Source organism: Bradyrhizobium sp. Bra78 (assembly GCF_024519855.1).
In the GTDB taxonomy this organism is placed as follows: Bacteria; Pseudomonadota; Alphaproteobacteria; order Rhizobiales; family Xanthobacteraceae; genus Bradyrhizobium; species Bradyrhizobium japonicum_G.
Map to the genome: position 1 here is coordinate 19,602 of NZ_JALJRE010000019.1, position 18,416 is coordinate 38,017.

Consider the following 18,416-nt stretch of genomic DNA (forward strand, 5'->3'; position numbering starts at 1 on the left):
GAGGGACAAGCTCTCTCAATTCGTCATGCCCGGGCTTGACCCGGGCATTCACGCCTTACGGCAACCGCGGATACAGGTGGATGGCCGGGTCAAGCCCGGCCATGACGACTGAGTATGCGGCGCCGCCGAAACTCAATTCTCGATCTTGTACCCCGTCGCTTTCACGATCGGCTGCCAGAACGCCGTGTTTGCGGCGAGCTCCTTGGTCAGCCCGTCTGCACTGCTGCCGACCGGGATCAGGCCGATCGCGGTGAGCTTTTCCTTCACCTCGGGCTTGGCGAGTGCGGCGCTTGCGGCCGCACCGAGCTTGCTGGCGAATTCCGGCGGGCTGCCGGCGGGAAGCCACATGCCGTACCAGGCGTCCGCGACGAGATCGATGCCGCTCTCCTTCAGCGTCGGGACCTCCGGAGCGAACGGCGAACGTTCCGCGCTCGATGACGCGATGATCTTCACGCCCTTGGCGCGATGCTGCGGCAGCGCGTCGGCCAATGTGACGATGCCGAACGACAGATGGCCGCCGATGAGATCATTGAGGATGGGTGCGCTGCCGCGATAGGGCACGCGGGTCAAGGGAATGCCGAGATCCTTCGCGAGCTTGGAGCCCATGAAATGCGGAATGGTGCCGTTGCTCGGCACGCCGAACGAGGTCTTGTCGGGATGAGCCTTCAGCCACGCCACGAAGCCTTTGAAATCGGCAGCATCGACCGCCGGACCAATCACGACTGCGAATTCGAACCGCGCCAGCAGCGACACCGGCATGAAATCCTTCGCCGTGTCGAAGCTCGGCGTCGTCTCCACCATCGGCAGCAGGTACATGGTGGGACCGGTTGTCACCAGCACCATGCTGCCGTCGGGACTTCCGCCCTTCACCGCCTTGATGCCGATCAGGCCGTCGCCGCCGGTGCGGTTTTCGACCACCATGGTCCGTTGCAGCATCGGCGCCATCTCCTGCGCGATCAGACGACACAGCGTGTCGCCGCCCGCCCCGGCCGCGAACGGGAAAATGATCTTGCTCAATCCGGCCTGCGCTTGCGCTTCGCCCGCCTGCGCCAGCAACGGCAGCCCCAGACACCCAGCCATGAATTTGCGGCGATCCATACGTCTCCCTCCCCAGCCCATTATTGGTTGCCGGCATTAGACCCGGGCCAGCGCCCAAGACAAGGCCCAACACGAGGTGCAAGACCAGATGGAAGACAAGGCCGACCTTGGCCCCGTTTACCATTCCGTCCGCCTTGCGCCGGCCATCGTCCTGCTGCAAAAGCAGGCCTTGCCGGCGCCGCTTTCCGCTCCGCCGTTTCCGATGCAGAGCAATTCGTCACACGCGCCAGCACATACACACATGGCCAGCCCCGAACTCAGTCAATTCCGCCGCATCGTCGTCAAGGTCGGCTCCGCGCTGCTGGTCGATTCCGACAAGGGCGAGGTGCGGGCGTCCTGGCTCGCCGCGCTCGCCGACGACATGGCCAAGCTGCACCGCGAGGGCCGCGACGTCCTCGTCGTCTCCTCCGGCTCGATCGCGCTCGGCCGCAGCCGGCTCAAGCTGCCGCGCGGCCCGTTGAAGCTGGAGGAGAGCCAGGCCGCCGCCGCGGTCGGCCAGATCGCGCTGGCGCGCATCTGGTCGGAGGTGCTAGGGGCCCACGGCATCGGCGCCGGCCAGATCCTGGTGACGCTCCAGGACACCGAGGAGCGCCGCCGCTATCTCAACGCGCGCTCCACCATCGGCAAGCTCTTGGAGTGGCGCGCCATCCCCGTGATCAACGAGAACGACACGGTCGCCACCACCGAGATCCGCTACGGCGACAATGACCGCCTCGCCGCGCGCGTCGCCACCATGGCGAGCGCGGACCTCTTGGTGCTGCTGTCGGACATCGACGGGCTCTACGACGCCCCGCCGAAGAACAACCCGAACGCAAAGCTCATTCCCGTGGTCGACAGCATCTCCTCGGAGATCGAGGCCGTGGCGGGCGACGCCGAGTCCGAGCTGTCGCGCGGCGGCATGCGCACCAAGGTCGAGGCCGCCAAGATCGCCACCACCGGCGGCACCCATATGCTGATCGCCTCCGGCAAGATCGAGCATCCGCTGCAGGCGATCGCCGATGGCTGCCGCTGCACCTGGTTCCTGACGCCGGCCAATCCCATCACCTCGCGAAAGCGCTGGATCGCGGGCACGCTGGAGCCGAAGGGCACGCTGACGATCGACGCCGGCGCCGTCGCGGCGCTGCGGGCCGGTGCCAGCCTGCTGCCGGCGGGCGTGATCAAGGTCGAGGGCCAGTTCGCCCGTGGCGACGCCGTGATCGTGCGCGGCCCCGACATGAGCGAGATCGGCCGCGGCCTGATTGCCTATGACGCCGACGACGCCGAGCGGATCAAAGGCCGCTCCTCTCCGGACGTGATGACCATCCTCGGCATCAGCGGCCGCGCAGAGATGATCCACCGCGACGATCTGGTGGTGGGCGGGTAAGGGCCGGCACGGCCCCTTTGGCTGATCTTGCTGGGCAAATGACGCAGCCGTCGTGCGGCCGGGGAGACCAGCCATACCCTCCCGACCCTTCGCAAAAGCGGGATTTCCGTGCTAGGACACCGCCTTAGCAAAAGGTTGAAACTCCCATGGCCGCCCCCCTCAAAGCCGTTGACGGCAATGCCGACCTGCAGGCGCTGATGTCCGATCTCGGTACCCGTGCCCGCGCCGCCGCGCGCGTGCTGGCGCTGGCGCCGCCGGAGCAGAAGAACCGGGCGCTCGAGGCCATGGATCGGGCGATCCGCGGCAATGCGGCGGCGATCCTCGCTGCCAATGCCGAGGATGTCGCGGAGGCCCGCGCCTCCGGCAACGCCACCGCCTCCTTCATCGACCGCCTCACGCTGACGCCCGCGCGCGTCGAGGGCATGGCCGAGGGCATCGGCATCGTGCGCGGCATCGCCGATCCGGTCGGCATCGTCACCGAGAGCTGGCAGCGGCCGAACGGCATGACCATCGAGCGCGTGCGCGTGCCGCTCGGCGTCGTCGGCGTGATCTTCGAGAGCCGGCCCAATGTCGCGGCCGATGCCGGCGTGCTGTGCCTGAAGTCGGGCAATGCGGTGATCCTGCGCGGCGGCTCCGACAGCTTCCGCTCCTGCCGTGCCATCCATGACTGTCTCGTCCAGGGCCTGCGCGAAGCCGGCCTGCCCGAAGCCGCGATCACGCTGGTGCCGACGCGCGATCGCGCGGCGGTCGGCATGATGCTGTCCGGATTGAACGGCGCCGTCGACGTGATCGTGCCGCGCGGAGGCAAGAGCCTCGTCGCGCGCGTCGAGCAGGAAGCGCGCGTGCCGGTGTTCGCGCATCTCGAAGGCGTCAACCATGTCTACATCGATGCCAGCGCCGACCTCGCCATGGCGAAGTCGATCGTGCTCAACGCCAAGATGCGCCGCACCGGCGTCTGCGGTGCAGCCGAGACGCTGCTGGTCGATCGCGCTGCTGCCGCAACGAGCCTGAAGCCGCTGGTCGAGATGCTGATCGAGGCCGGCTGCGAAGTGCGCGGCGACGACGCCGTGCAGAAGGCGGATGCGCGGGTGAAGCCTGCGAGCGCAGAGGATTGGGACACCGAATACCTCGACGCGATCATCGCGGCGAAGGTGGTGGATGGCGTCGACGGCGCGATCGCGCATATTCAGAGCCACGGCTCGCATCACACCGATGCGATCGTGAGCGCGGATCAGGCGGCTGCAAAGCGGTTCCTGAGCGAGGTCGATTCCGCGATCGTGCTGCACAATGCCTCGACGCAGTTCGCCGATGGCGGCGAGTTCGGCTTCGGCGCCGAGATCGGCATCGCGACCGGACGATTCCACGCCCGCGGGCCGGTTGGCGCCGAGCAGCTGACGAGCTTCAAATATCGCGTTCACGGCACCGGGCAGACGCGGCCGTAGACGACGCAGGGCACGGGGCATTGAGCAACAATTTCGTCGTGCCGCGTTCCGTGGCGCAAGCGATCCCGCCCTCGACACCGGGCATGCGCGTCGGCCTGCTCGGCGGCTCCTTCAATCCGCCGCATCAGGCCCATCGCGCGATCAGCCAGTTCGCACTGAAGCGATTGCAACTCGATCGCGTCTGGTGGCTGGTAACGCCCGGCAACCCGCTGAAGCAGAACGGCACGCTGCACGAGCTCGGCGAGCGCATGCAGGCCGCGCACGACGTTGCCAACGATCCCAGGATCGAGGTGAGCTGTCTCGAATCCGTCATTCGCACGCGCTACACTATCGACACGATCAACACCTTGCGCCGCCGCCTCCGCGGCCTGCGCTTTGTCTGGATTATGGGCGCCGATAACCTCGCTCAATTCCACCGTTGGCAGGACTGGCGGCGCATCGCCGGCCAGGTGCCGATTGCAGTCATCGATCGGCCGCCACAGAGTTTTCGGGCCCTCGCCTCTCCCGCCGCCCGGGCGCTCGCGCGCTACCGCCTGCCCGAGAACAAGGCACCGCTGCTCGCGGATCGGCCGGCCCCGGCCTGGGTATTCCTGTCCGGATTGAAGCTGAATCTGTCCTCGACGGGCTTACGGAACCCGGACGGGAGCTGGAAAGGTACGACGTGAGACCGAGTGTGCGAACGGAGTGTGGGTTTGGGGCTCTCTGGCATATTGAAACCCTTAACCCCACATGATGTAGTGTAACCAGTGAGTGCCGGATTCGGCGTTCGCGATACAGTGAAAGGAATGGTCCCTGACCACATCTGTATTGTCCAAGTCTGTTTTACCCAAGGTTGCCAAGCCTACGCGTAAAACATCGACCCAAGCTGCGGCCTTGAAGGCGCAACCCGACGCCGACAAGACGCTGAGCCTGATCCTCTCCCGCCTCGACGACATGAAGGCGGAAGAGACGGTCACCATCGACCTTCGCGGCAAATCGGCCTACTCCGACTACATGATCGTCACCACCGGCCGGGTGAACCGGCACGTCGGCGCGATCGCGGAGAACGTCGCCAAGGGCCTCAAGGAAAACGGCATCAAGAACATCCACGTCGAGGGCTTGCCCAATTGCGACTGGGTGCTGATCGATTCCGGCGATGTGATCGTTCACGTGTTCAGACCCGAGGTCCGCGAGTTCTACAATCTCGAGAGATTGTACACGCAGGGCCCAGGGGCGGCGAAGGCGATCTAGAGCGACTGGCCGATTTCGAATCGGTTGACGCGCATGCTAGCGTCGTGCGCGCGCGGAATGCGCGCGGTCCTGAAAACGCGACCTTGAAAACATCATGCGTGTTGCTGTCATTGCGGTGGGCCGGCTGAAGCAGGGCCCCGAACGGGAGCTTGCCGACCGCTATTTCGAGCGGTTCGACGAGGCCGGCCGCAAGCTCGGATTCCGCGAGCTCGCCATCCACGAGATTCCTGAAAGTCGCGCCCGCGACACCGCAACGCGGATGGCCGAAGAGGCTGCGGCGATCTCCGCGCATATTCCGGAAAAATCGATCCTGGTGGCGCTGGACGAGCGCGGCCAGAACCTGGATTCCACCGTATTCGCACGGCATCTCGGGCGCTGGCGCGACGAGGGTGCCGGTCATACTATCTTCGTCATCGGAGGGGCGGACGGACTTTCGCCCGAATTGCGCCGTAAGGCCAAGCTCGCGATCGCGTTCGGCTCTGCGACCTGGCCGCATCAAATGGTCCGCGTCATGCTTCTGGAACAGCTTTATCGGGCCGCCACCATCCTGGCCGGCCATCCCTATCACCGCGCGTGATGCGCGCCACAACGAGCACCTTTGCCTAAAGCGATGCGAGCGCCGATTCTCAACCTGCTGCTGATCGGAAGCCTCGCGGGCGCAAGCCTCGCTAGCACAAGCCTCGCTGGTACAAGCCTCGCGCAAGCTCAGACGGCGACGACGCCGCAGACAGCGGCGGTCTCGCCCGATGCGATCAAGCAGCGCGAGCAGGAGCTGGAGGCAGCGCGCGCAAGCAGGAAGAGCGCGGAGGAAGCGCAGGCCAAGCTCAAGGCCGAGATCACCTCGCTCGGCCAGGACCGCACCCAGCTCAATCAGCAATTGATCGACACCGCCGCGAATGTGCGCTCAGTCGAGACCAAGATCGACGAAGCCGAAGCGCGGCTGCGGTCGCTGAACGGCCGCGAGCAGCAGATGCGCAGCTCGCTGGATTCACGCCGCGCCGACATCGTCGAGGTGCTGGCGGCGTTGCAGCGCGCCGGAAGGCGCTCGCCTCCGGCGCTGCTGGTGCGCCCCGAAGATGCGCTGCAATCGCTGCGCACGGCGATGCTGCTCGGCGCCGTGGTGCCGGACCTGCGCGGCCGCGCGGAAAAAATCGCAGGCGAACTCGGCGAGCTTGTGGCCCTGCGCAAGAACATCGCGACCGAGCGCGACCAGCTCGCCGCCGACCGCGACAAGGTCCGCAGCGACCAGACCCGGCTCACGGCCTTGATCGACGAGCGGCAGCGCCAGCAGGCGTCACGGGAAAAAGACCTCGACGCCGAGAGCGCGCGCGCGATCGCGCTTTCAAGGCAGGTGGGCGACCTCCAGGGGCTCATCGCCAAGATGGAGCAGGATCTGCAAAGCGCCGCCAAGGCGGCCGAGAAGGCCGCCGAGGCTGCCAGGCAGGCCGAGGCCAAGGCGGCCGCCAGCGCCAACGCCGGCACAAAGTCCGGTCCGGCCGCATTCAAGGATCGCTCCCGGACCACCCCTGCGATTGCCTTCGCTGTGGCCAAGGGCCTCCTGCCTCTTCCGGTTAACGGTAACAAGATCAGGGATTTCGGCGGTTCCGACGGGGTCGGCGGGGTCCAGAAGGGCATTTCGCTGGCCACCCGGCCGGGCTCCCAGGTCACGACGCCGTGCGACGGCTGGGTGGTCTATGCCGGCCCGTTCCGCAGCTATGGACAACTCTTGATCCTCAATGCCGGTGGCGGGTATCATGTCCTGATCGCCGGGATGGAGCGCATTTCGGTAAACATCGGACAGTTTGTGCTCACGGGGGAGCCGGTCGCGTCCATGGGGTCGACCTCTCAAGTCGCCTCCATTCTCGCCACGAACGCGAGTCAACCTGTGTTGTATGTCGAGTTCCGCAAAGACGGCACTCCAATCGATCCAGGCCCATGGTGGGCCGCAAATGAAGGCGAGAAGGTTCGCGGATGATGCGCAAGACTTCAGTTATCCTCCTCAGCGCGGCCACCGGTGCTGCGCTGACGCTGTTCGTGACCCAGCCGCGCGCGGTCTTCATGGGCTCCAGCGCGCGAGCCGCCACCGCGGACACCTATCGCCAGCTCAATCTTTTCGGCGACGTCTTCGAGCGCGTGCGCTCGGACTATGTCGAGAAGCCCGACGACACCAAGCTGATCGAATCCGCGATCAGCGGCATGCTCACCGGCCTCGATCCGCATTCGAGCTACATGGACGCCAAGAGCTTCCGCGACATGCAGGTGCAGACCCGCGGTGAGTTCGGCGGCCTCGGCATCGAAGTCACGATGGAAGACGGCCTGATCAAGGTGGTCTCGCCGATCGACGACACCCCGGCGTCGCGCGCCGGCGTCATGGCCAACGATATCATCACCAATCTCGACGACGAGGCGGTGCAGGGCCTGACCCTGAACCAGGCGGTCGAGAAGATGCGCGGCCCGGTCAACACCAAGATCAAGCTCAAGATCATCCGCAAGGGCCAGGACAATCCGATCGACGTTACCCTGGTGCGCGACAACATCCGCGTCCGCTCGGTGCGCGCCCGCATCGAGGCCGACGACATCGCCTATATCCGCATCACGACCTTCAACGAGCAGACCACCGAAGGCCTGAAGCGCGAGGTTGCCAACCTCTCGAATCAGATCGGCGACAAGCTGAAGGGCTACGTCATCGACCTTCGCAACAACCCGGGCGGCCTGCTCGAGGAAGCGGTCACCGTCTCCGACTCCTTCCTGGAGAAGGGCGAGATCGTGTCGACCCGCGGCCGCAATGCCGAGGAGACCCAGCGCCGCACCGCGCATGCGGGCGACCTCACCAAGGGCAAGCCGGTCATCGTGCTGGTCAATGGCGGCTCCGCCTCGGCGTCCGAAATCGTCGCGGGCGCGCTTCAGGACCACAAGCGCGCGACCATCGTCGGCACGCGCTCGTTCGGCAAGGGCTCGGTGCAGACCATCATCCCGCTCGGCTCGGGCAATGGCGCGCTGCGTCTGACCACGGCGCGCTACTACACGCCGTCGGGCAAGTCGATCCAGGCCAAGGGCATCGTGCCCGACATCGAGGTGCTCCAGGACGTGCCGGACGAGCTGAAGTCCCGCACCGACACCAAGGGCGAGGCTTCGCTGCGCGGGCATCTCAAGAACGACGGCGACGAGAAGACCGGATCGCAGTCCTATGTCCCGCCGGATGCCAAGGACGACAAGGCGCTCAAGCTCGCCGACGACCTGCTCCACGGCATCAAGAACAGCGCCTCCGCGGCACCCGCGGCGGGCGGCGACAACAAGGGCACGACCGACAAGCCCAAGGCGGCAAACTAGCTCGGCGCCCCGCGGGGTCCAATCAAAAGGGTGGCTCCAGGAGCCGCCCTTTTTTTTTGGAGCCGCCCGAACTCCCGGCATCCCCGGCCTATCCCGGCCTGCCGCCGCTTGACCTCGGCGTGGTATCGTCGGCGCGAGTGATTCGGGATCGCGCATGACTGAAACGGCCGATGATCTGAGCGCCCCGCTCGGACAGGACAAGCCGCGCCGGAAACGCCGGCTGCGGCTGCCGTTCACGGCCATGCAGGCGCTCGCCGTCATGCTCGGCTTGTTCCTGGTCGCCTTTGCCGGCTTCGCCATCTTCAACAAGGATCCGTTCGGCGGCGAGCCGATGACGCGGATCGCGATCCGCGATCCCAAGGCGGCGGACGAAAAACCGGCCGCCGCTGGCCATGGCCTGGACAGCAAGCAAGAAGGCAAGCACGATACCAAGGAGACGCCGAAGCAGGCAGGCGAGCAGAAGACCGTCACCATGATCGACGGTTCCACCGGCACGCGCCACGACGTGGTGATCGGCGGCGGCGATGCCGCCGACAAGGGCGAGGCGGCCTCCGCGCCGCCGCCCGTCATGGCCGGGATCGACCCAAAACTGCTGGAGAAATCACGCTACGGCATGATCCCCGTGGTCGCCGAGGGCCTGAAGCCGTTCAACGTCTATGCGGCGGATGCCGACCGCGCCAAGGCGGCGAAGATGCCTGTCGTCGCGATCCTGATCGGCGGCCTCGGCGTCGGCGCCGCCAAGACCACCGATGCCATCATGAGGCTGCCGCCGGCGGTGACGCTGGCGTTCACGCCTTATGGTTCCGATCCAGGAAAACTCGCCGAGCGGGCCCGCGCCCAGCGCCACGAGATCTTCCTCCAGATCCCGATGGAGCCCTACGACTTCCCCGACAACGATCCGGGACCGCAGACGCTGCTGACCTCGCTGAGCGCCGACCAGAACATGGACCGCCTGTACTGGCATCTGAGCCGGATGCAGGGCTATGCCGGGATCACCAATTTCATGGGCGCCCGCTTCATCGCGACGGACGCGGCGATGCAGCCGATCATCCGCGAGGCGGCCAAGCGCGGCCTCGGCTTCTTCGACGACGGCTCCTCGCCCCGCAGCATCGCGCCCCAGGCCGCGGCAAGCCAGGCGATGCCGTTCGGCAAGGGCGACATCGCGATCGACGTGGTGCCGACCCCGGCCGAGATCGACCGCGCCCTGAACAAGCTCGAAGCGGCGGCGCGCGAGCGCGGCGCGGCCATCGGCACCGCCTCGGCCCTGCCCGTCTCGATCGAGCGCATCGGCGCCTGGACCAAGACATTGGGCGACCGGGGTATCCTATTGGTGCCATTGACAACCGCGATGCTGAAATCAAAATCCAGCTAAATCAACGGATTGGTACGGCACGGGTCTCGCGGGGCCTGCGCGAGCCTTACCGACAGCATGGAAGAGGTCTGGCGGAATGGCGCGTTACGAGGATCTGCCCTACCGGACCTGCGTCGGAGTGATGCTGATCAACACGAAGGGCCTGGTGTTCATCGGCCGCCGCGCCGGCGGCATCGAGCATGTCGACGACACCCATGTCTGGCAGATGCCGCAGGGCGGCGTCGATCCCGGCGAGGACACCTGGGACGCCGCCAGGCGCGAGCTCTATGAGGAGACCAGCGTGCGCTCGGTCGAACGGCTCGGCGAGGTTCCGGACTGGCTCACTTACGACATTCCGCGCACGGTCGCGGGCCGTGCCTGGAAGGGCCGCTACCGAGGCCAGCGGCAGAAATGGTTTGCGGTCCGCTTCACCGGCAAGGACAGCGAGATCAATGTCGAGAAGCCCGGCGGCGGCGGCCACAAGGCCGAATTCGTCAGCTGGCGCTGGGAGCCGATGAAGAACCTGACCGGATTGATCATCCCGTTCAAGCGCCCGGTCTATGAGCGCGTGGTGAAGGAATTTTCCGCGCTGGCGGAGGATTAGTTCGCGTCGTCGTTGCGGGTTGATGCTAATGCATCGCCTGGGCTGACGACGAAAGATCCCGCGCTTGACCGACCAGAAACCCTACCGCCCCAACGTGGGGATCGCCCTCTTCAATGCCGATGGCCGCGTGCTGATCGGGCATCGCTTCAAGGGCGACGGACCCGAGATCATCCTGCCGGGTCTCGACTGGCAGATGCCGCAGGGCGGCGTCGACGAAGGCGAGGACCTGCGCGATGCCGCGCTGCGCGAACTCTGGGAAGAGACCAGCGTCAGAAGCGCAGCCTATCTCGGCGAGACCGACTGGCTGACTTACGAATTCCCGCCCTACGACGGACCACAGACGCACCGGCTGGCGAAATTCCGCGGGCAGCGCCAGAAATGGTTCGCGCTGCGCTTCACCGGCAGGGACGACGAGATCGATCCGCTGACGCCGCGCAACGGACAGCCGGCGGAGTTCGACGCCTGGCGCTGGGAGCGGCTCGACCGCGTCGCCGACGTCGTGGTGCCGTTCCGCCGCGACGTCTACCGCGCGGTGGCGCGAGAGTTCGCGCCGTTCGGAAACTGAAATCGCGAAAACAACCCCATGCACAGTAGAACCGGGGTTGAAGTCATGAGCGAATTTTCACCGGAAATTTGTGTGTGAGGAAGGCACCATGCTCTCGCCAGCGAAATTAGAACGTGGCCGCTTGCTCCGCTGCGCTCCCTCCCCCTTGCGGGGGAGGGAACGCACCGTCGTCGGGGCGCGAGTCGGGCCCAATCACTGCAACCCTAGTTCACCGGTCCCACCGTGAACGGGCCGATCGCGATGACGTGGCAATTGCTGTCGCGCCTGGCGCAGTCGGCGAGCGCGGAATTGACGGCTGTCTGCTCGTCCGCGGCCTTCAGGCCGAGGCCCGGCCGGCCCGCGGTGCCGACCGCGACGGCGTTCCAGCCCATGCCATCGGCGAGCTTGCGCACGACCTCGTCGCGCGCATCGGCGACGATCGAGGCGTTGGAGGCGGCATGGAAGAAGCCGGTGATTTTGAACAGGGTCGGGATCGGCACGACAAAATTCTCGTCGACCGCGACGACCAGGCAGGCCACGCCGGCGATCGCGCCGCACGATTCCAGGGCGCGCCGCGCGGCATCGTCGGCGGTTGATGCGCCCATCACCATGAAATACTGACCGCCCGGGCCGAGCGCGACCGAGCGCGATTTCGCCGCGGGCACGAACATGTTCTCGAGCCGGACCTTCGCGGGATCGCGCACCATCGGAAAATCCCTGGAGGCGAAGGCGCGCTCGGTCATGGCATCGTGCCGGATGAACGGCTGCGGCGGCATCGGCGGCTTGCCGTGCGTGTAGACGACATTGTTGCCGACCGCATAGAGCTCGCAGCGCCGCGGCGACTGCGCGGCGTCCGCGCGCTTCTGGCACTGCTCGAGCGCCGCGTTGCGCGCGGCCTCCTCGTTCGGCTGATTGAGCGCGGAGCCGGTGTAGCCGCCGACGTTCAGCGCAAAGGCCTTGTAGTCGCCGGCGGCGGAATATTCGCCCGCGAGATAGCCGCGCACGCGGTCGCCGATGAAAGGCACCATGTCGGCCGGAAATTTGCCGCCTGAGGTGGCGGGCGCCGAGGGCATCGGCGCCGGACCTGCCGCAGCCATTTGCGTCGGCATGGGCATCGGCGCTTTCGCTGACATGGTGGGCGTCGGGCTGGGGGCCGCCGCGCTCGGCGCAGGATTTGGCGCCGTTGCCGCGGCGCTCGCCGATGTCCTGGCGGTCTCGAGCTTGGCGAAATAGAGGAAGCCGCCGACGCCGATGGCGACGACGGAGACGACACCGACCACCAGCGGCCACATCCAGTTCGGCGCGGGCGCGGCCTTCGCCACCTTCTTGATCTGCGGCGTTGCGTAAGTGCCGTTCTCCCGCCGCATCGCCACCATGTAGGCGTGCACCGGCGTCGGGATGTTCTTGACCTCCTGCGCGCCGATATCGGCGAACTGCACCGACAGCTTGTTGGCGACCTGCTCGTGCACGGCGCGGGAGACGCAGATGCCGCCGACCTCGGCGAGACCTTCGAGCCGGGCGGCGATATTGACGCCGTCACCGAGCAGATCGCCGTCGCGCTCGACCACGTCGCCGATGGTGATGCCGATGCGGAACGACATCTGCCGGCTCGGCGGATAGGCCATGTTGCGGGTTCGCAGAGATTCCTGGATGTCGATGGCGCAACGCACCGCATCGACCGCGCTCGGAAATTCCGCAAGCACGGCGTCACCGGCCGTGTTGAAGATGCGGCCGCCGGCCTTCGCAATGAAATCGTCGACGACCTCGCGATAGGAGGCGAGACGCCGCAGCGTCTCCTCTTCGTCTTCCGCGACCAGTCTCGAGTAGCCGGCAATATCGGCCGCGAAAATCGCTGCGATCTTGCGTTTCATCTGCGACCGGCCCCCGGAACAAATTTCGCGAGCGCAGAATGCCGCTATCGACCGCGCGGTGCAACAAAGTTTCAGCGCCCGCCACGGCCGTGACGAGCGCTGAACTTATTCAGGAATTTCTCATTCGAGCCCCGGAGCAGTGCGCCGGGGCTTAGTGCATGGCCGTGGAGTTGAGCTGCTGCTGAATGCTCTTGAAGTGATCGAGCCGCGCAATCGCCTGATCGAGCTCGTCGCCTTCGTGCTCCTTCAACCCTTCTTCCATCTCCGAGACGGTCGCGGCGAACTGGGCGCGGTCGAGCTCGGCCATCGATGTTGCGACGTCGGCGAGCACGGTGAGGCCCTTTTCGGAGACTTCGGCGATACCGCCGAGCACGATGATCTTCTCGTGCTTGCCGCCGCTGGTGATGGTGAGAATGCCGGGCCGGATCGCGGCCACGACCGGCGCATGTCCCGCCAGCACGCCGAAGTCGCCCTCGACGCCGGGGATGTCGACCTGGTCGACTTCACCCGAAAATGCGAGCTTTTCCGGCGAGACGAGATCGAAATGGAAGGTGGCCATGGGAAACCTGCGAGTAGTGAATAGCGAATAGCGAGTGGCAATTGAACGGGAGCAGCGTCTGTTCGCTACTCCCTATTCGCCATTCGCCAGCTCAGGCGGCTTCCGCCGCCAGCTTCTTGCCCTTCTCGACCGCCTCTTCGATGGTGCCGACCATGTAGAAGGCGGCTTCCGGCAGATGGTCATACTTGCCTTCGCAGAGGCCGCGGAAGCCCTTGATGGTGTCCGCGAGGTCGACGAACTTGCCGGGCGAGCCGGTGAAGATTTCGGCGACGTGGAACGGCTGCGACAGGAAGCGCTCGATCTTGCGGGCGCGGGCCACCGTCAGCTTGTCCTCTTCCGAAAGCTCGTCCATGCCGAGAATGGCGATGATGTCCTGCAGCGACTTGTAGCGCTGCAGCACCTGCTGGACCTGGCGCGCGGTGTCGTAGTGCTCCTGGCCGACGACGAGCGGCGAGAGCATGCGCGAGGTCGAGTCGAGCGGGTCCACCGCGGGGTAGATGCCCTTTTCCGAGATCGCGCGCGACAGCACCGTGGTGGCGTCCAAATGCGCGAACGAGGTCGCAGGCGCCGGGTCGGTCAAGTCGTCGGCCGGAACGTAGATGGCCTGCACCGAGGTGATCGAGCCCTTCTGCGTGGTGGTGATGCGCTCCTGCAGCGCGCCCATGTCGGTGGCAAGCGTCGGCTGATAGCCCACCGCCGAAGGAATACGGCCGAGCAGCGCCGACACTTCCGAGCCCGCCTGCGTGAAGCGGAAGATGTTGTCGACGAAGAACAGCACGTCCTGGCCCTGGTCGCGGAAGTGCTCGGCGACGGTCAGACCCGTGAGGCCGACGCGGGCGCGGGCGCCCGGCGGTTCGTTCATCTGGCCGAACACCAGCGCGCACTTCGACTTCACGCTCGGATCCGGGTTGTGCGGATCGGCGTTGACCTTGGACTCGATGAACTCGTGATAGAGGTCGTTGCCCTCGCGGGTACGCTCGCCGACGCCGGCGAACACGGAATAACCGCCGTGCGCCTTCGCGACGTTGTTGATCAGCTCCTGGATCAGCACGGTCTTGCCGACGCCGGCGCCGCCGAACAGGCCGATCTTGCCGCCCTTCGCGTACGGAGCCAGGAGATCGACCACCTTGATGCCGGTGACGAGAATTTCAGCTTCGGTCGACTGGTCGGTATAGCTCGGCGCTTCCTGGTGGATGGCGCGCCTGCCTTCGGACTGGATCGGGCCGGCTTCGTCGATCGGCTCGCCGATCACGTTCATGATGCGGCCGAGCGTGCCCGCGCCGACCGGAACCGCGATCGGCTGGCCGGTGTCGGTCACTTCCTGGCCGCGCACCAGACCTTCGGTCACGTCCATCGCGATCGTGCGCACGGTGGACTCACCGAGATGCTGCGCAACTTCCAGCACGAGGCGGATGTTGCCGTTCCTGGTTTCGAGCGAATTGAGAATGGCCGGCAGGTGGCCTTCGAACTGAACGTCGACGACGGCGCCCATGACCTGGGTGACGCGACCGACCTGGTTAGCTGCTGTAGCCATGAAGCTCTCCTTCGAAATTCTGTACTTGAACGACCGTCGTTTGGTTCGTGCGTCAGACCGCCTCGGCGCCGGAGATGATCTCGATCAGCTCCTTGGTGATCTGGGCTTGACGGGTTCGGTTGTAGATCTGGGTTTGCTTGCGGATCATTTCGCCCGCGTTGCGGGTGGCGTTGTCCATCGAGCTCATCTGCGCGCCGTAGAACGAGGCGTTGTTTTCCAGGAGCGCGCGGAAGATCTGCACCGCGATATTGCGCGGCAACAGGCCGGAGAGGAGTTCGTCCTCCTCCGGCTCGTATTCATAGGACGTCGTCGGCGCGTTCGCTGCCTTTTCCTCGACGACCAGCGGAATGATCTGCTGTGCGGTCGGGATTTGGGCGATCACCGACTTGAACTGCGCGTAGAACAGGGTGCAGACGTCGAACTCGCCGTCGTCGAAGCGGGCCAGCACCTTCCTGGCGATGTCCTCGGCGTTGACGAAGCCGAGTTGACGAACGCCGCGCAGGTCGAGGTGCTCGACGATCTGCTTGTCGTAGAGACGGCGGAGCTGCTCATAGCCCTTGCGGCCGACGCAGAAGAATTTGACTTCCTTGCCCTGCGCGATCAGCGCCTGGGCGCGCTCGCGCGCGAGGCGCACGATCGAGGAGTTGAAGGCGCCGGACAGGCCGCGCTCGCCGGTGCAGACCAGCAGCAGGTGGACCTGGTCCTTGCCGGTGCCGGCCAGCAGCGCCGGCGCGCCGGGCGAACCGGCGGCAGCGCTGGCGATGTTGGCGATCACCGCGCTCATCTTGTCGGCATAGGGCCGCGCCGCCTCGGCCGCTTGCTGGGCGCGGCGCAATCTGGAGGCCGCGACCATCTGCATCGCCTTGGTGATCTTCTGCGTCGCCTTGGTGGAGGCGATGCGGACGCGCATGTCTTTAAGTGACGCCATTCTTCGTTCACCCCGGCGGTTCGACGCGAGCCGAACCGCTAGCCTGTCCCTGTCGCAATGCCCGACCGGGCGCCGGGCACGCTTCTTGTTGTCTTGCCTCTTGCGAAGCGGTCATGGCCGGAACGACCGGCCATGCTTGCTATCAGGCGAAGCTCTTGGCGAAACCTTCGACCACCGACTTCAGCTTGGCGGCGGTTTCGTCCGAGAGGTCGCGGCTGTCGCGGATCGCGTTGAGGATGTCGGCGTTCTTGCCGCGCAGCAGCGACAGCAGGCCGTCCTCGAACGCGCGCACCTTGTTGAGCGGAAGCGGATCGAGATAGCCGTTGGTGCCGGCCCAGATCACGCAGACCTGCTCTTCCATCTTCAGCGGCGCGAACTGCGGCTGCTTCAGCAGCTCGGTCAGGCGCGAGCCGCGGTTGAGCAGGCGCTGGGTCGAGGCGTCGAGGTCGGAGCCGAACTGCGCGAACGCCGCCATTTCGCGGTACTGCGCGAGCTCGCCCTTGATCTTGCCGGCGACCTTCTTGGTGGCCTTGGTCTGCGCCGAGGAACCGACGCGCGACACCGACAGACCGACGTTCACCGCGGGACGGATGCCCTGGAAGAACAGGTCGGTTTCCAGGAAGATCTGGCCGTCGGTGATCGAGATGACGTTGGTCGGAATGTAGGCCGAGACGTCGTTGGCCTGGGTTTCGATGACCGGCAGCGCCGTCAGCGAGCCCGAGCCCTGGTCCTTGTTCAGCTTCGCCGCACGCTCGAGCAGGCGGGAGTGAAGATAGAACACGTCGCCCGGATAGGCTTCGCGGCCCGGCGGGCGGCGCAGCAGCAGCGACATCTGGCGATAGGCGACGGCCTGCTTGGACAGATCGTCATAGATGATGACCGCGTGCATGCCGTTGTCGCGGAAATACTCGCCCATGGTGCAGCCGGTGAACGGCGCGATGTACTGCATCGGCGCCGGATCCGAAGCGGTCGCGGCGACGATGATCGAGTATTCGAGCGCGCCCTGCTCTTCCAGCACCTTGACGAACTGGGCAACGGTCGAGCGCTTCTGGCCGATCGCGACGTAGACGCAATACAGCTTGATGTTCTCGTCCGGCTGCGCGTTGAGCGGCTTCTGGTTGAGGATGGTGTCGAGCGCGATCGCGGTCTTGCCGGTCTGGCGGTCGCCGATGATCAGCTCGCGCTGGCCGCGGCCGATCGGGATCAGGGCGTCGATCGCCTTGAGGCCGGTCGCCATCGGCTCGTTCACCGACTTGCGCGGAATGATGCCGGGCGCCTTGACGTCGACACGCATGCGCTTGTCGGCCTGGATCGGGCCCTTGCCGTCGATCGGATTGCCGAGCGCGTCGACGACCCGGCCGAGCAGGCCCTTTCCGACCGGCGCGTCCACGATGGCGCGGGTGCGCTTGACGGTCTGGCCTTCCTTGATCTCGCGGTCGGCACCGAAAATGACGACACCGACGTTGTCGGTTTCGAGGTTCAGCGCCATGCCGCGGGTGCCGTTCTCGAACTCGACCATTTCACCGGCCTGGACGTTGTCCAGACCGTAGACGCGGGCGATACCGTCGCCGACGGACAGCACCTGTCCGACTTCGGAGACTTCAGCTTCCTGGCCGAAATTCTTGATCTGGTCCTTGAGGATCGCGGAAATTTCCGCGGCGCGGATGTCCATCAGCCTGCCTCTTTCATCGCGTGCTTGATCGAATTGAGTTTGGTGCGAAGCGAACTATCGATCATCCGGCTGCCAAGCTTGACCACGAGGCCACCGATGATCGAGGGATCGACCTTCACGTTGAGCGCGACGTCCTTGCCGGTCACCGACTTCAGGGCAACCTTGAGGGCGTCGAGATTCTTGTCCGAGAGCGCCTCCGCCACGGTGACGTCGGCCGTCGCCTCGCCCTTGAACCTGGCGACGAGGGCGCGGTAAGCGCGGATCACGTCGCCCACCACGAACAGGCGGCGGTTGGCGGTCAGCACTTTGAGGAAATTGGCGGAGATGCCGGCGATGCCGGTCCTGTCCAGCACGGCCGAGAGCGCCCTGGACTGGGCCTCGGCCGCGAACACCGGGCTGCGGACGAGGCGCTTCAGATCGGCGCTCTCGTTCAGCAAGCCCTCGAATTTGTCGAGATCGGCCTTGACCTCGTCGACCACTTTCTGGTCGCGGGCCAGTTCAAACAAGGCCGTTGCATAACGGCCCGACACACCGGAAACGGACGTATCTTCTGCAGCCACAGACGCGCTCTTTTTGCTGTCAAACTCGCAAGGGAAAAACCGTCGCCACGAAGCGGCGCCTAGCGATCCAAGCCCTTGGAATTCAAGCGGGACTTCGATTTTCGACCCCGCACGGGAAGTGCCGGGCTCGTTAAAATCGCGGCTTTGCTAACATAGCAGGCGCGCACGTGCAACATGACGCCAAATTAAAGGCACGACGTTCTGTCGCCAGTTCGTCGCAGTGCCCGAGGCGCGACGACGATCGGCATGACGATCTGCCATCCGGCGGAATTGAGGCGGGCCTGCCAGCGGCGCCCGTCCATTTCGTTCCTGCCCTCAGCGCATAGCGGC

The 18,416-nt window shown here is 65.8% G+C and carries 17 protein-coding genes; 10 read left to right on the forward strand and 7 right to left on the reverse strand.

Annotation, left to right across the window (positions count from 1 at the left end; all coding sequences use genetic code 11):
• Positions 1 to 132: 132 nt before the first annotated feature.
• On the reverse strand, positions 133 to 1,098 hold the full coding sequence (locus OC450_RS31200) for a Bug family tripartite tricarboxylate transporter substrate binding protein (RefSeq protein WP_262049279.1): 966 nt from the start codon (positions 1,096 to 1,098) through the stop codon (positions 133 to 135).
• Positions 1,099 to 1,339: 241 nt separating this feature from the next.
• On the opposite strand from OC450_RS31200, the gene proB reads away from it, so the two are divergent.
• From proB to OC450_RS31250, 10 genes are all read left to right on the forward strand, one after another.
• Positions 1,340 to 2,461, forward strand: a complete 1,122-nt coding sequence (gene proB / locus OC450_RS31205; RefSeq protein WP_256808664.1) for a glutamate 5-kinase — start codon at positions 1,340 to 1,342, stop codon at positions 2,459 to 2,461.
• Between the two features lie 146 nt (positions 2,462 to 2,607).
• Positions 2,608 to 3,903 (forward strand): glutamate-5-semialdehyde dehydrogenase, encoded by a 1,296-nt coding sequence (locus OC450_RS31210; RefSeq protein ID WP_211383586.1) that lies wholly within the window; start codon positions 2,608 to 2,610, stop codon positions 3,901 to 3,903.
• Positions 3,904 to 3,923: 20 nt separating this feature from the next.
• Positions 3,924 to 4,568, forward strand: coding sequence for a nicotinate-nucleotide adenylyltransferase (locus OC450_RS31215; RefSeq protein WP_211383587.1), 645 nt, complete (start codon positions 3,924 to 3,926; stop codon positions 4,566 to 4,568).
• A gap of 208 nt (positions 4,569 to 4,776) precedes the next feature.
• Positions 4,777 to 5,133 (forward strand): ribosome silencing factor, encoded by a 357-nt coding sequence (gene rsfS, locus OC450_RS31220; protein WP_027515020.1) that lies wholly within the window; start codon positions 4,777 to 4,779, stop codon positions 5,131 to 5,133.
• Between the two features lie 94 nt (positions 5,134 to 5,227).
• A complete protein-coding gene (gene rlmH / locus OC450_RS31225; RefSeq protein WP_211383588.1) occupies positions 5,228 to 5,710 on the forward strand; it encodes a 23S rRNA (pseudouridine(1915)-N(3))-methyltransferase RlmH in 483 nt (160 codons plus the stop codon).
• Positions 5,711 to 5,743: 33 nt separating this feature from the next.
• On the forward strand, positions 5,744 to 7,108 hold the full coding sequence (locus OC450_RS31230; protein ID WP_211383589.1) for a murein hydrolase activator EnvC family protein: 1,365 nt from the start codon (positions 5,744 to 5,746) through the stop codon (positions 7,106 to 7,108).
• Positions 7,105 to 8,463: a S41 family peptidase gene (locus OC450_RS31235; RefSeq protein ID WP_211383590.1), complete on the forward strand. Its 1,359-nt coding sequence runs from the start codon at positions 7,105 to 7,107 to the stop codon at positions 8,461 to 8,463. The genes OC450_RS31230 and OC450_RS31235 overlap by 4 nt, the downstream gene beginning before the upstream one ends.
• A gap of 154 nt (positions 8,464 to 8,617) precedes the next feature.
• Positions 8,618 to 9,835, forward strand: coding sequence for a divergent polysaccharide deacetylase family protein (locus OC450_RS31240; protein WP_262049280.1), 1,218 nt, complete (start codon positions 8,618 to 8,620; stop codon positions 9,833 to 9,835).
• A gap of 76 nt (positions 9,836 to 9,911) precedes the next feature.
• On the forward strand, positions 9,912 to 10,418 hold the full coding sequence (locus OC450_RS31245) for an RNA pyrophosphohydrolase (RefSeq protein ID WP_211383592.1): 507 nt from the start codon (positions 9,912 to 9,914) through the stop codon (positions 10,416 to 10,418).
• 64 nt (positions 10,419 to 10,482) lie between these two features.
• Positions 10,483 to 10,983: an RNA pyrophosphohydrolase gene (locus OC450_RS31250; RefSeq protein WP_211383593.1), complete on the forward strand. Its 501-nt coding sequence runs from the start codon at positions 10,483 to 10,485 to the stop codon at positions 10,981 to 10,983.
• Between the two features lie 203 nt (positions 10,984 to 11,186).
• Here OC450_RS31250 and OC450_RS31255 read toward each other — a convergent pair whose 3' ends face one another.
• The 6 genes from OC450_RS31255 to OC450_RS31280 all read right to left on the reverse strand — a co-directional run bounded on the left by OC450_RS31255 (position 11,187) and on the right by OC450_RS31280 (position 18,086).
• Complete coding sequence (locus OC450_RS31255; RefSeq protein ID WP_262049281.1) at positions 11,187 to 12,833, reverse strand: adenylate/guanylate cyclase domain-containing protein; 1,647 nt, start codon at positions 12,831 to 12,833, stop codon at positions 11,187 to 11,189.
• Positions 12,834 to 12,984: 151 nt separating this feature from the next.
• Entirely contained in the window at positions 12,985 to 13,392 is a 408-nt protein-coding gene (locus OC450_RS31260; protein ID WP_211383595.1) for a F0F1 ATP synthase subunit epsilon, read from the reverse strand.
• Positions 13,393 to 13,483: 91 nt separating this feature from the next.
• Positions 13,484 to 14,926: a F0F1 ATP synthase subunit beta gene (atpD, locus tag OC450_RS31265; RefSeq protein ID WP_211383596.1), complete on the reverse strand. Its 1,443-nt coding sequence runs from the start codon at positions 14,924 to 14,926 to the stop codon at positions 13,484 to 13,486.
• 52 nt (positions 14,927 to 14,978) lie between these two features.
• Positions 14,979 to 15,854, reverse strand: a complete 876-nt coding sequence (locus OC450_RS31270) for a F0F1 ATP synthase subunit gamma (RefSeq protein ID WP_262049282.1) — start codon at positions 15,852 to 15,854, stop codon at positions 14,979 to 14,981.
• A gap of 142 nt (positions 15,855 to 15,996) precedes the next feature.
• Positions 15,997 to 17,526 carry a F0F1 ATP synthase subunit alpha gene (gene atpA / locus OC450_RS31275; RefSeq protein WP_262049283.1) on the reverse strand — a complete coding sequence of 510 codons (1,530 nt, stop codon included), beginning with the start codon at positions 17,524 to 17,526 and terminating at the stop codon, positions 15,997 to 15,999.
• The gene (locus OC450_RS31280) at positions 17,526 to 18,086 is read right to left on the reverse strand and encodes a F0F1 ATP synthase subunit delta (protein ID WP_211383598.1); all 561 of its coding nucleotides are present in this window, start codon (positions 18,084 to 18,086) and stop codon (positions 17,526 to 17,528) included. The genes atpA and OC450_RS31280 overlap by 1 nt, the downstream gene beginning before the upstream one ends.
• Between the last annotated feature and the right edge of the window lie 330 nt (positions 18,087 to 18,416).